We start from the raw sequence: 12,271 nt of genomic DNA, 5'->3' as shown, positions 1-12,271 counted from the left end.
AAAGTACTCTAGCACTTTGAATGCACGCATCGTGCTTTTCCGAAGATCGGAGATCGGTTTTCGGGCCGACGCGAGAGGAGAGGATTCTAAATGACCATTGCGCGCAAATTGCTTTCGGCAGGCGCCGCGGCAAGCCTTCTGGCCGCGGCCGCCTGCACCACCACCGGCCCTTCGGAGCCGATCGCAGCGGCGCCCAAGGGCGTCGAGGGCAACTGGATCGACGCCAAGGGCACCGGCCTCTCGACTTTCGCGGCCGGCAGCTTCACCACCGTCGCGACCGATACCGGCCAGAAGCTGTCCGAGGGCAGCTACACCATGACCGGCGCGACCTCGGTCGAGATCCACGGCACCTCGCTGATCCGCCAGACGCCGGTTAGCTTCAACTGCCTGATGGTCTCTACCAGCCAGCTCAACTGCACCAGCTCCAGTGGTCAGAATTTCGTGCTGACGCGCCGGGCCTGAGCTCAGGCAGAGATCGACTTTGTTGAGGATGGCGGCGCGAGCCGCCGTCCTTTTTTGTGCCGGCAAACCTCCTCCCGATTTCCGCTTGCATCGGCCAAAACGCGATGTGAACATGACCCGAAGCTGACTGTTACCTTCCAGCCAAGCGAGGGCTTTAAGCACTTCAAGTCAGCTCATCCGGGAGACGAGAATGAAGAAATTTGCCGCCATTGCCGCCCTTTCCGCATCAGCACTTGGCCTCTCGGCCGGAGCGTCTTTTGCCGACTACACGCTGAACATCCTGCATTTCAACGATTGGCATAGCCGCATCGAAGGCAACAACAAATACGAGTCGACCTGTTCAGCGGAGGAGGAGACCAAAGGCGAGTGCATTGGCGGCGCCGGCCGGCTGGTCACGGCGATCGCGCAGGAGCGCAAGAAGCTTGAAGGTCAGAACGTGCTGCTGCTCAATGCCGGCGACAGCTTCCAGGGATCGCTGTTCTACATCACCTACAAGGGAGCAGCGGAGGAGGAATTCCTCAATCAGCTCAAGCCCGACGCGGTGACGCTGGGCAATCATGAGTTCGACGACGGCGAAAGCGCGCTTGTGCCTTATCTCGACAAGGCGAAGTTCCCGGTGGTCAGCGCCAACGTCGTGCCCAACGACAAGTCCGGCGCCCACGGCAAGATCAAGCCGTCCATCGTGGTCGAGGTCGGCGGCCAGAAGATCGGCATCGTCGGCGCCGTCACCAACGACACTCCGGAACTCGCCTCGCCCGGCCCCAACATTGCCATCGCGGACGACGTCAAGTCGATCATCGCCGAGGTCGAGAAACTGAAGGCGCAGGGCATCAACAAGATCATCGCCGTCACCCATATCGGCTATAACCGCGAGCGCGACGTCATCGCGAAAATCCCCGGCGTCGACGTGGTGGTCGGCGGCCACAGCCACACGCTTTTGTCGAACACCGATCCGAAGGCGGCAGGCCCCTACCCGACGATGGTCGACAACCCCGACGGCTACAAGGTGCCGGTGGTGCAGGCGGCGTCCTATTCGAAACATCTCGGCGAATTCAAGGTCGTGTTCGACGACAACGGCGTCGTCAAGTCGGCCAGCGGCGACCCGATCTTTCTCGACAAGTCGATCACGCCCGATCCGGCGGTGCTCGCCCGCATCAAGGAGCTTGGCGCGCCGATCGAGGCGCTGAAGAACAAGGAAGTGGCGGAGACCACCAAGCCGATCGATGGCAGTCGTGAAAGCTGCCGCACCCGCGAATGCGAAATGGGCAATCTCGTCTCCGACGCCGTCCTCGATCGGGTCAAGGGCCAGGGCGTCGAGATCGTCATCTCGAATGGCGGCGGACTGCGCGCCTCGATCGACCAGGGCACCGTGACCATGGGCGAAGTGCTGACGGTGCTGCCGTTCCAGAACACGCTGGCGACCTTCAAGATCTCCGGCAAGGACCTGGTCGCCGGTCTCGAAAGCGGCGTCAGCCAGGTCGAGGACGGCGCCGGCCGCTTCCCGCAGGTGGCCGGCTTGAAATATGCCTTCGACAAGTCGATCGCGCCCAATGCCGGCCGCGTCAAATCGGTCGAGGTGATGGAGAACGGCGCCTGGGTGCCGATCAATCCGGACAAGCAGTATCTCGTCGCCACCAACAACTACGTCCGCCAGGGCGGCGACGGCTACAAGGTCTTCGCCGAAAAGGCCACGGACGCCTATGACTACGGCCCGGGCCTGGAGCAGGTGGTGGCCGACTATCTCGGCGCGCACCGCCCCTACACGCCGAAGCTCGACGGCCGCATCACCGAGATCGGCGCCACGACAGCGGCCGCGGAGCCGGCAAAACCTGCCGAGACCGCCACGACGCCGGCTGCCGCCCAACCCGCGAAGCCGGCCGAGACGGCGCCGGCGGCCACCGAGCCTGCCATGCCGGCTTTGCCGTCCAATTCCGGCGACATCGCCGGGACGCCGCCGGCCGTTCCGACCGAGACGGCACCGGCAACGTCGGAGACAGCAAAACCTGCCGAGACTGCGCCGGCGGCCGCCGCCCCTGCGACCGAATCCGCCAAGCCGGCCGCGACCGGTCCGGAGGCCAGCCCAGAGACCAGCCACGTGGTTGCCGCCGGCGACACCTATTGGGATCTGGCCAAGAAAAACTATGGCGACGGCAGCAAATGGAAGCTGATCTCCGAGGCCAACAAGGACTACAGGCCGCGCCGTCTGCCGCTCGGAGCAACGCTGACCATTCCGCCGGCCGCAAAGTAATCTTTCGCCGGAAGTTCATGGCGCCCGTCCGGGAGACCGGACGGGTGTTCCGTCTTCAGACGCAAACGCGGTAAGGTGCGTCCAGACGCAGCATTCCAAAACCGGCATGGCATCGCTAGTTTTCGCACCGACAACCGGAGACCGTCGATGACGCTTGCCAATCCTGCCGATGCGAAAGCCGCCAAGACCGCCGGTCCGGCGCCGGCGGGTGCCGCGCCGGTGAAAGCGGGCAAGATCGGCATCATGCTGATCAATCTCGGCACGCCCGACGGCACCGATTTCAAGCCGATGTGGCGCTATCTCAGAGAATTCCTCTCCGATCCGCGCGTCATCGAGCTCAACAAGGCGATCTGGTATCCGATCCTCTATGGGCTGGTTCTCACAACGCGACCGAAAAAGTCCGGCGCCAACTACGCCAGGATCTGGAACCGGGAGAAGAACGAGTCGCCGTTGCGCACCTTCACCCGCTCGCAGGCGGAGAAGCTCGCGGTTGCGCTTGCTGATTTGCCGGACGTCGTGGTCGACTGGGCCATGCGCTACGGCAATCCCTCGACCGGCAGCGTCCTCCGACGGCTGGTCGAGCAGGGCTGCGAGCGCATCCTCACTTTTCCGCTCTATCCGCAATATTCGGCGACGACCACGGCGACCGCGAACGACCAGCTGTTCCGGGCGCTGATGAAGATCAGGCGAGCGCCGGCGATCCGCAGCGTGCCGCCGTATTATGACGAGCCGGTCTATATCGACGCCCTCGCCCGTTCGATCGAGCAAAACCTGGCGACGCTCGATGTCGCGCCGGAGGTAGTGATCACCTCCTACCACGGCATCCCAAAACCCTATTCCGACAAGGGTGACCCTTACCAGGCGCATTGCCTCGAGACGACGCGGCTGCTCAGGGCAAGGCTCGGCTGGGACGAGAAGAAGCTCATCACCACCTTCCAGTCGCGCTTCGGCGCCCAGGAATGGCTCCAGCCCTACACCGACGTCACTGTCGAGAAGCTGGCGAAGGACGGCGTCCAATCGATCGCGGTCGTCAATCCGGGTTTTTCCGTCGACTGTATCGAGACGCTGGACGAGATCGGCCGCGAGGCCGCCGAGACATTCCACCATGCCGGCGGCAAGAACTTCGCCCACATCCCCTGCCTCAACGACAGCGCCGAGGGCATGGCGGTGATCGAGGCGCTGGTGCGGCGGGAACTGTCAGGCTGGGTCTGACGTCCAATAATAGGCGTCGAAACCGGTTCGCAACAGCCTTCGCTAACCAATATTCGCGATCACCTGATTGTAACGCTTCGGAAACACACTTAAGTGATTCCGCGAGGTCGCCGCCTTTTGAGGGAGAAACGAAATGGGGTTTAGCGGTTTCGATATTGCCATCATTGTTCTTGTATTCCTCGTCATCATCCTTCTTTTCAAAGGCATCAGAACGGTGCCGCAGGGCTACAACTACACGGTGGAGCGTTTCGGCCGCTACACCAAGACGCTGACGCCCGGCCTGAACATCATCAACCCGATCTTCGAGCGCGTAGGCGCCAAGATGAACATGATGGAGCAGGTGCTCGATGTCCCGACGCAGGAGATCATCACCCGCGACAATGCAATCGTCGGCGTCGACGGCGTCGCCTTCTACCAGGTGCTGAATGCCCCGCAGGCCGCCTATCAGGTCTCCGGGCTGCAGAACGCCATCCTCAACCTCACCATGACCAACATCCGTACCGTCATGGGCTCGATGGATCTCGACGAATTGCTGTCCAACCGCGATGCGATCAACGAACGGCTGCTGCGCGTCGTCGATGAGGCCGCGCACCCGTGGGGCATCAAGATCACCCGCGTCGAGATCAAGGACATCAACCCGCCAGCCAATCTGGTGGATTCGATGAGCCGCCAGATGATCGCCGAGCGCGACAAGCGCGCCCAGATCCTGGCCGCCGAAGGCATGAAGCAGTCGCAGATCCTCGAGGCCGAAGGCCGCAGGGAAGCCGCTTTCCGCGATGCCGAGGCGCGAGAGCGTTCCGCCGAGGCGGAGGCCAAGGCGACCCAGGTGGTGTCGGAAGCCATCGCCAAGGGCGACGTGCAGGCGATCAACTACTTCATCGCGCAGAAATACACCGAGGCGCTGGCCAGGATCGGCTCGTCCAGCAACAACAAGATCGTGCTCATGCCGTTCGAAGCCTCATCGCTGATCGGTTCGCTCGGCGGCATCGGCGAGATCGCCCGCGAAGTGTTCAAGGCCGACGGCCCTTCCGGCCCGCAACGTCAGGGGGCGCGCACGCCGCTCGTGCGACCGTCGGACAATTGAGTCACGCCATCTGGGTGGGAGAACGTCAATGATTGATCGCATCGTCTCGGAACTCGGGCCGTGGAACTGGATGGTCCTCGGCTTCGTGCTGCTGGTGATGGAAATCGTGGCGCCCGGCGTGTTCATGCTGTGGATCGGCATCGCCGCGCTGATCATCGGCGCGGTATCGCTGCTGATTTGGGACGCTGCCTTCTGGACCTGGCAGCTCCAGGTGCTCGCCTTCCTCGTGCTCTCTCTGGTCTCAGCCTTCGTCGGCAAGAAGCTGGTGGGCGATCGTGCCGTCAATGCGGACCAGCCGCTGCTCAACCGCCGCGGCGCTCAGATGGTCGGCCGCACGGCGACATTGGCCGAGCCCATCAAGAATGGCCGCGGCCGCATCCGCCTCGGCGACACGCTGTGGCGTGTCTCCGGCCCGGACCTGCCCGTCGGCACCCAGGTGCGTGTGACCGGCGCCGCCGACACCGATCTGGAGCTGACGGTGGAGGCCGTCTGAGTTTGCGGGTTTCCTATTCTGAAGCCGTTTGGGAATCAGGCCTGCGTGTCCTGAGTCTCGCCCATCTCAGGCGGCGCCGATGCGCAGCAGATCGTGCAGATGCACCAGCCCCACGGGGCGATCGGCCTCGACCACCATCAGGCTGGTGATGGCCGACGTATTGATCGTCTGCAGCGCCGTCGCCACCAGCGTGTCGGGGGCAGCCGTCTTCGGCTTCTTTGTCATCACCTCATCGACGTTCATCGACAGAAGATCATCGGCAATGTGGCGGCGGATGTCGCCATCGGTGATGATGCCGATCAGCGCACCGTCGGCGCCGGTGATCGCCACGCAGCCAAAACCCTTGCGCGACAGTTCGACGATCGCTTCGCGCATTCCCGTGCCCGACGGCACCAGCGGCAGCCGCTCGCCGACATGCATGATCTCGCGCAGTTGCATCAGGTTGGCGCCGAGCTGACCGCCGGGATGGAAGGTGCGGAAATGGTCCGGCGTGAAGCCGCGCGCCTCGAGCAGCGCGATCGCCAGCGCGTCGCCCATGACCAGCTGCAGCAGCGCCGATGTCGTCGGCGCCAGCCCGTGCGGACAGGCCTCCGGCGCGGCCGGCAGCAACAGCACGACGTCGGCGGCGCGCGCCAGCGCCGAATTCTCGCCCGAGGTGATGGCGATCAGCGGGATCGAAAAGCGTCTGGAATAGGCGACGATGCCCATCAGTTCCCTGCTCTCGCCCGACCACGACATGGCGATGATGGCGTCGTCCCTGGCGATCATGCCGAGATCGCCATGATTGGCCTCGGCCGGATGGACGAAGAAGGCAGGCGTGCCGGTCGAGGCGAGCGTCGCCGCGATCTTTGAGCCGATATGGCCGCTCTTGCCGACGCCGGTGACGATGACGCGGCCCTCGATCCGCGCGATGGCATCCACTGCGGCAGCGAACGGTTCGGACAAGCCGTTGCCGAGAGCGGCTGCAAGCGCGGCCATGCCGGCCTGCTCCGTCGCCACCGTTCTCAGCGCCGATTCAATCGCTGCCTGCCTGTCCGGCTGCTTTCTTTCTGAGGACCCCGCGTGCATGGCAGATGCCATTAGCGCCATGTCGCCCGCCTGTCCAACGGAATTCCCGTCTCGCGTGCGTCGCGGACAGGGGGCCTTGGCCTGTTTCAACCCTCCGTTAACCATCCGCATTTACGGTCCGGTAAGTATGGCGCGCCTGCGCCGCGCAAGCAGTGGTGATGATGTTCGGCGGCGAGCCAGATACGAAAAAGGGCCGGAAGTGCATTGCCGTTGCAGCGCTTTTGCTGACGGCAAGCATCGTCGCCTTGCTGCGCACAGTGCCGGCATTTTCGCAGGAAACCGAGTTGCGCGGCGAGGTCTCCGAATCGGCAATCCTGGCCGACCAGCAACGCAAGGCGAGACAGTTGCGCCCGCAGGGATCGCTGGATCAAGCGGTTCCAGCGACCCAGATGGCTGAGGACCAGACGCCCGCCAACCCTTATGAGCCGGCAAGCCCAGGCGCGGTGCCCGACGACGACCAGACCGGGGGCGCGGAGGGCAGCATCCTCAACCAGCCGCGAGCCACGGACGACCCCTTCGCCGACAATCAAACAATGGCCGCGCCGCGCCGGCCTTCGACTGCAAGGCAGAGTGCGGGTGCCAAGGCGAAAAGCGATGCCAAGGCGGCCGACAAGAAAAAGGCCACGAAGAAGCCTGGCCAGACGACCGACAGCACGGCCAAGGCCGCCACCGGCGATCAGGCCGAAACGGCGGCCACCGAGGATGACGGCGCGAACCGCCGCGCCGTCACCATCGACAGCGTCGACCGGCAGAAGCTCGATCCCGGCGCGGAGCGCACAGGATCGATCGAGGGCCAGAAAGTGAAGCTGGAGGACGATGCCTTCGCCGCCCCCGGCATCAAGGTCGGGACCTTTGTCTTCCGTCCGACACTCGAGCAAGGCCTCACCGCGACTTCCAATGCCGATGCCAGCGCCGGCGGCAGGTCGGCTGTGCTGTCCGAAACCGCGCTGCGTTTCTCCGCCACCTCCGACTGGCGCGAGAATTCGGCCGTCGTCGACGGCTACGGCCTTTTTCGCAACACGCTTTCGGGCCAGAAGATCAACGATGCGCAGGGCCGGATCGAAGGCCAGCTCACTGTCGACCTCGACAATGAACTGCGCGCCATCGCCAAGCTCGGGTATGAAGCGGTGCCGGAATCGGCGTCCTCGCCGGATGCGATTGCCGGCGTCACCTCACAGCCGCTGCGGCAGACGGTCGACGGCAGCCTCGGCATCGAGAAGGATGTCGGCAAGATGCGCTACGCGCTGACCGGCGCGGTCTCGCATGACTTCTACGGCGACGCCAAGCTCTCGGACGGCACCGTCTTGTCGCTGAAGGATCGCGACTCGACACTCTACTCTGCGACCTTGCGTACCGGCTACCAGGTCTCACCGGCCATGACGCCATTCCTTGAGGTGGAAGCCGGCCGGCGGATCTACGATCTGCGCCTCGACAGCAACGGTTTCGAGCGCTCCTCGACGCGGCTCGGCGCGCGTGCCGGCCTCGAGCTCGACATGCGCGAGAAGCTCTCCGGCGAGTTCTCCGTCGGATGGCTGCGCGAAGGCATCGACGACGACCGTCTGCCGGCGATTGCGGGGCCCTACGTCAACGCCGACCTCAGATGGTCGCCCGAGCGCGGCACCATCATCGGGCTGACCGGAAGAACCACGGTCGAGACCACGACCATCGCTAACGAGAGCGGCGACCTCCTCTATTCGGGCCGGCTCACCGGCGAGCGGCAGGTCCGCGCCAACCTGACGGCGAATACAGCGCTGGGGCTCGATTGGCGCGACTACATCGGCTCCGATGGCCACGATCTGGTCCTGAGCGCCGAGGCCGGCCTGACCTGGTGGCTGAACCGCTATGCCGGCCTCACCACAAGAATCAGGACGGAGAAGCTCACCAGCAACCTTCCCGGTCGCGACTATGTCGCCAACAGCGTCTATCTCGGCCTGAAGGTGCAGCGCTGACACTTCGTCATCCTCGCGCCAGCGATGCGGACGCGGAGATCCGAAGGATCCGCTCCGCTTAGCCAGCACCTAGGAAGCGGCGCCGATCCGCTCCGCCGGCCGCACCTCATCCAGCAGCGTGCGGATGACCCCGGCCATGCTCGCATTCATGTCGCTGCGCCAGAGCGCGAAGGCGACATTGGCCTCGACGAAGCCTTCCGGCGAGCCGCAGTCGAAGGTGCGCCCCTTATAGTGATAGCCGTAGAAGGCCTGCTGCTTCTCCAGCTTCAGCATCGCATCCGTCAGCTGGATCTCGTTGCCGGCGCCGCGCTCCTGGCTTTCGAGGATGCCGAAAATCTCCGGTTGCAGGATGTAGCGCCCGTTGATGAAGAGATTGGAGGGCGCCGTGCCAGCCTTCGGCTTCTCCACCATGCCGGTGATGCGAAAACCGTGATGGGTGTCCTCGCCACGGCCGACGATGCCGTATTTATGGGCCTCGGCCGGGTCGCATTCCTGTACGGCGATGATGTTGTTCCCGGTCTCGGCATAGAGTTCGACCATATCCTTCATGCAGCTTTTTTCCGACTGCATGATCATGTCGGGCAAAAGCAGCGCGAACGGTTCGTCACCGACCAGCTCACGCGCGCACCAGACGGCATGGCCAAGCCCCATCGGCACCTGCTGGCGGGTGAAGCTGGTCTGGCCCGGCGCTGGCTGCAGCCGCTGCAGGCGGGCGAGCTGGTCGTCCTTGCCGCGCTGGGCGAGCGTATCATAGAGCTCGAACTGGACGTCGAAGTGATCCTCGATGACCGCCTTGTTGCGCCCGGTCACGAAAATGAAATGCTCGATGCCGGCGTCGCGCGCCTCGTCGACCACATATTGAATGACCGGCCGGTCGACGACCGTTAGCATCTCCTTCGGGATGGCCTTGGTGGCCGGAAGAAACCGTGTGCCGAGACCGGCGACCGGGAAAACTGCCTTGCGAACTCGCTTCATGCTCCACCCATCCGTTTAAGCCCATTATCCGCGCGGCCATCCGCTCCGCAATCCCCCCGAACATTTTCGCGCCGGAATGTTGAATTATCCGAGCGGATGGCTTGAAAATCGAAAGTTAAAGCACCGACCTCTCTTTTCGTTCCTAATGGCACCTATGGTAAACTAAATACTAACCGGCTTCGGCGTTGAATGATCCTTCCTAATTTTGATGAAGGAGGAAAAGGATGTCCGTTCGCAACAGCGCAAGGCGCCTGGCGGCATTTTTGACGGCCGCGGGCCTCACGCTTGCCTTGCTGATGCCCGCCGGACCCGCTTTCGCCGATGCGGGTTTCCGCCAGTGGGTCGCGGGCTTTCGTGCCACCGCGGTTTCGGGCGGCGTTTCCGGCGCAGTCTACGACAGGGCCATGAGGGGCATCGAGCCCGACCCGGTCGTGCTGGAAAAGGCCCGCACCCAGCCGGAATTCACCGCCCCCGCCTGGGATTATTTCGACAACCGGGTGCATGACCAGTCGGTGACCAATGGTCAGGCAATGGCGCGCAAATGGAAGCCATGGCTGGATCGGATCGAGGCACGGTTCGGTGTCGATCGCCATATCCTTCTCGCCATCTGGTCGATGGAATCGAACTATGGCGAGATCCTCAAGCGCGACGACATCATGCGCAATGTCATCCGTTCGCTGGCGACCCTTGCCTATGGCGACCCGAAGCGCTCGAAATATGCCCGAACCCAGCTGATCGCGGCGCTGAAGATCCTGCAGACCGGCGACATCGACGAAAGCCATCTCATGGGTTCCTGGGCGGGCGCGATGGGTCAGACCCAGTTCATCCCGACCAGCTATCAGCACTACGCGGTGGACATGGACGGCAATGGCCGGCGCGACATCTGGAATTCGATACCCGACGCGTTGGCGACTGCCGCCAATCTGCTCAGGAAGAACGGCTGGCAGGCCGGCAAGACCTGGGGCTATGAAGTGACCTTGCCGCCGGGCAAGCTGCCGGCCGGATCGAAGACGCTGGCGCAGTGGCAGGCGCTCGGGGTCGTCAGGGCCAACGGCAAGCCGTTCAGGAACCTGAGCGACAAGGCGACGCTCAAGGTGCCGGACGGCAGGGGCGGACCGGCCTTCCTGATGATCAGGAATTTCTCGGTCATCAAGGCTTACAACAATGCCGACAAATATGCTTTGGCCGTCGGCCTGCTCGCCGACGAAATCGCCGGTGGCACCGGGCTTGTGCAGGACTGGCAGCGGCCGTTCACCAAGCTCAGCTTCGAGCAACGGCAGGAACTGCAGAAGCGGCTTTCCGAGCACGGTTATTATGACGGCAAGTTCGACGGGAAGATCGGCGAGGGGTCGAAGGCCGCCATCATGGCCTACCAGGCGAAGGTAGGCTTGAGCCAGGATGGCTATCCGAGCCTGGAAGTGCTGAAATGGCTCCGGAAGCAATAGAGCCGCCCATGGCGTCAAGCATCCTTTCAAAAGCGGAAAGGATGCTGTAGCGCTGCGGCCTGCGCATGACTTGCCGGCTTTTTACGTTGTCATGCGCCAAGGATGGAGACTTTCATTGGTTACGGTCGCGCGTGTCTGGCTGATCGTTCGCCGCCTGCCGATTCTCGTCCTGGCCATCGCCGTGCTTGCCGTCGCCGGCTCGAGCGCCTTTCATACCCCGGCTTTCGCGCAGGAAGACGGAAACCGCGGCTGGTCGCTGCGCGATCTTCTTTTCCCGCGCCGCAGCGAGCGCATTGAACCTCCTGCCAATGTCCAGCCGGTGAGGCCGAAGCCGAAGGCCAGAAAACCCAAGCCGCGCCCGCCGGCCGAGCCGGAGGCGCCGGTCGTCGAAAAGGCGCCGGATGCGCGCGTCGTGCTGGTGGTCGGCGATTTTCTGGCGGGCGGGCTCGCCGAGGGTCTGGACGTCGCCTTCGCCGACAATCCGGCGGTCAGGATCGTTTCGCGCAGCAACGGCTCGTCGGGCTTCGTGCGTGACGATTTCTACAATTGGCCGGTCGAGATCAAGTCTCTGATCGAGACGGAGAAGCCGTCCGTCGTGGTGGTCATGCTTGGCTCCAACGACCGCCAGCAGATGCGCGTCGGCGACGTCCGCGAGCAGCCGCGCTCCGAGAACTGGACCAAGGAATACGAGCACCGCACCGATGCGCTGGGCAAGGCCATTCAGGATGCAAAGGTGCCGTTCCTGTGGGTCGGCATGCCGGCGTTCGGGGCGGCAAAAATGACCTCGGACATGCTCGCCTTCAACGACATCTATCATTCAGCCGCACAGACCCATGGCGGCGAGTTCGTCGATGTCTGGGACGGCTTCGTCGACGAGAACGGCGCCTTCGTCACCTCCGGTCCGGACATCAACGGCCAGCCGGTGCGCCTGCGCTCCGACGACGGCATCAATGTGACCAAGGCCGGCAAGCGCAAGCTTGCCTTCTACACCGAAAAGCCGCTGGCCAAGATCCTCGGGCTGGCGGCACCCGGAAGCGTCACCACGATTTCCGCGCCGGCGGGCGCTCCGGTCGAGGTATCGAAGCCTGCCGCGGCCCCTGTCATCGTCGACCGCACCGCGCCGATGCTGCTCAGCGACCCCGCGCTCGACGGCGGGACCGAGCTGCTGGGTGCCGCACCGCCAGCCAAGGCCGATCCGAATCTTCCAGGCGAAAAGCTGACCGTCGAGGGCAAGGCGCCCGTCGCCTCGCCCGGCCGAGCCGACGATTTTTCCTGGCCGCCGAAGACGCCGACCGCTTCATCGGAGACCTCGACAGCGGTGCGTCGGTAGGGCCG

At 63.9% G+C, this 12,271-nt stretch carries 10 protein-coding genes; 8 read left to right on the top strand and 2 right to left on the bottom strand.

All coding sequences use genetic code 11. From position 1 onward, the window contains the following. Positions 1 to 90: 90 nt before the first annotated feature. The 5 genes from P9217_RS14380 (at position 91) to P9217_RS14360 (ending at position 5,499) form a co-directional block, all read left to right on the top strand. Positions 91 to 462 (top strand): hypothetical protein, encoded by a 372-nt coding sequence (locus tag P9217_RS14380; protein WP_067002507.1) that lies wholly within the window; start codon positions 91 to 93, stop codon positions 460 to 462. A gap of 190 nt (positions 463 to 652) precedes the next feature. Continuing rightward, positions 653 to 2,710: a 5'-nucleotidase C-terminal domain-containing protein gene (locus tag P9217_RS14375; protein WP_278087111.1), complete on the top strand. Its 2,058-nt coding sequence runs from the start codon at positions 653 to 655 to the stop codon at positions 2,708 to 2,710. A gap of 147 nt (positions 2,711 to 2,857) precedes the next feature. Then, positions 2,858 to 3,922: a ferrochelatase gene (hemH, locus tag P9217_RS14370; RefSeq protein ID WP_127240930.1), complete on the top strand. Its 1,065-nt coding sequence runs from the start codon at positions 2,858 to 2,860 to the stop codon at positions 3,920 to 3,922. 133 nt (positions 3,923 to 4,055) lie between these two features. Next, positions 4,056 to 5,006 carry an SPFH domain-containing protein gene (locus P9217_RS14365; protein ID WP_067002512.1) on the top strand — a complete coding sequence of 317 codons (951 nt, stop codon included), beginning with the start codon at positions 4,056 to 4,058 and terminating at the stop codon, positions 5,004 to 5,006. Positions 5,007 to 5,034: 28 nt separating this feature from the next. Further along, a complete protein-coding gene (locus P9217_RS14360; protein WP_067325928.1) occupies positions 5,035 to 5,499 on the top strand; it encodes an NfeD family protein in 465 nt (154 codons plus the stop codon). 66 nt (positions 5,500 to 5,565) lie between these two features. On the opposite strand, the gene P9217_RS14355 is transcribed toward P9217_RS14360, so the two are convergent. Further along, entirely contained in the window at positions 5,566 to 6,567 is a 1,002-nt protein-coding gene (locus P9217_RS14355) for a KpsF/GutQ family sugar-phosphate isomerase (RefSeq protein WP_278087395.1), read from the bottom strand. A gap of 161 nt (positions 6,568 to 6,728) precedes the next feature. Here P9217_RS14355 and P9217_RS14350 point away from each other — a divergent pair, with 161 nt between their 5' ends. Further along, positions 6,729 to 8,516 (top strand): outer membrane beta-barrel protein, encoded by a 1,788-nt coding sequence (locus tag P9217_RS14350; RefSeq protein WP_278087394.1) that lies wholly within the window; start codon positions 6,729 to 6,731, stop codon positions 8,514 to 8,516. Between the two features lie 69 nt (positions 8,517 to 8,585). Here the strand turns inward: P9217_RS14350 and galU are convergent, their stop codons facing one another. After that, positions 8,586 to 9,491: a UTP--glucose-1-phosphate uridylyltransferase GalU gene (gene galU, locus P9217_RS14345; protein WP_095777124.1), complete on the bottom strand. Its 906-nt coding sequence runs from the start codon at positions 9,489 to 9,491 to the stop codon at positions 8,586 to 8,588. A 224-nt stretch (positions 9,492 to 9,715) separates the two neighbouring features. Here galU and P9217_RS14340 point away from each other — a divergent pair, with 224 nt between their 5' ends. Together P9217_RS14340 and P9217_RS14335 are read left to right on the top strand one after the other, a co-directional pair. Then, positions 9,716 to 10,936: a lytic murein transglycosylase gene (locus P9217_RS14340; protein WP_278087110.1), complete on the top strand. Its 1,221-nt coding sequence runs from the start codon at positions 9,716 to 9,718 to the stop codon at positions 10,934 to 10,936. 115 nt (positions 10,937 to 11,051) lie between these two features. After that, positions 11,052 to 12,266: a DUF459 domain-containing protein gene (locus P9217_RS14335; protein ID WP_278087109.1), complete on the top strand. Its 1,215-nt coding sequence runs from the start codon at positions 11,052 to 11,054 to the stop codon at positions 12,264 to 12,266. The last annotated feature ends 5 nt before the right edge of the window (positions 12,267 to 12,271 follow it).

This window comes from Mesorhizobium sp. WSM4989 (assembly GCF_029625795.1).
GTDB lineage: Bacteria > Pseudomonadota > Alphaproteobacteria > Rhizobiales > Rhizobiaceae > Mesorhizobium.
Note: the sequence above shows the minus strand (reverse complement) of the source record. Positions and strands in the feature narration are given on the sequence as shown.

Excerpts from the sequence above, each read along its gene's own strand:
- P9217_RS14380 (WP_067002507.1), top strand. The coding sequence starts at position 91 with ATGACCATTGCGCGCAAATTGCTTTCGGCAGGCGCCGCGGCAAGCCTT.
- P9217_RS14375 (WP_278087111.1), top strand. The coding sequence starts at position 653 with ATGAAGAAATTTGCCGCCATTGCCGCCCTTTCCGCATCAGCACTTGGC.
- hemH (WP_127240930.1), top strand. The coding sequence starts at position 2,858 with ATGACGCTTGCCAATCCTGCCGATGCGAAAGCCGCCAAGACCGCCGGT.
- P9217_RS14365 (WP_067002512.1), top strand. The coding sequence starts at position 4,056 with ATGGGGTTTAGCGGTTTCGATATTGCCATCATTGTTCTTGTATTCCTC.
- P9217_RS14360 (WP_067325928.1), top strand. The coding sequence starts at position 5,035 with ATGATTGATCGCATCGTCTCGGAACTCGGGCCGTGGAACTGGATGGTC.
- P9217_RS14355 (WP_278087395.1), bottom strand. The coding sequence starts at position 6,567 with ATGCACGCGGGGTCCTCAGAAAGAAAGCAGCCGGACAGGCAGGCAGCG.
- P9217_RS14350 (WP_278087394.1), top strand. The coding sequence starts at position 6,729 with ATGTTCGGCGGCGAGCCAGATACGAAAAAGGGCCGGAAGTGCATTGCC.
- galU (WP_095777124.1), bottom strand. The coding sequence starts at position 9,491 with ATGAAGCGAGTTCGCAAGGCAGTTTTCCCGGTCGCCGGTCTCGGCACA.
- P9217_RS14340 (WP_278087110.1), top strand. The coding sequence starts at position 9,716 with ATGTCCGTTCGCAACAGCGCAAGGCGCCTGGCGGCATTTTTGACGGCC.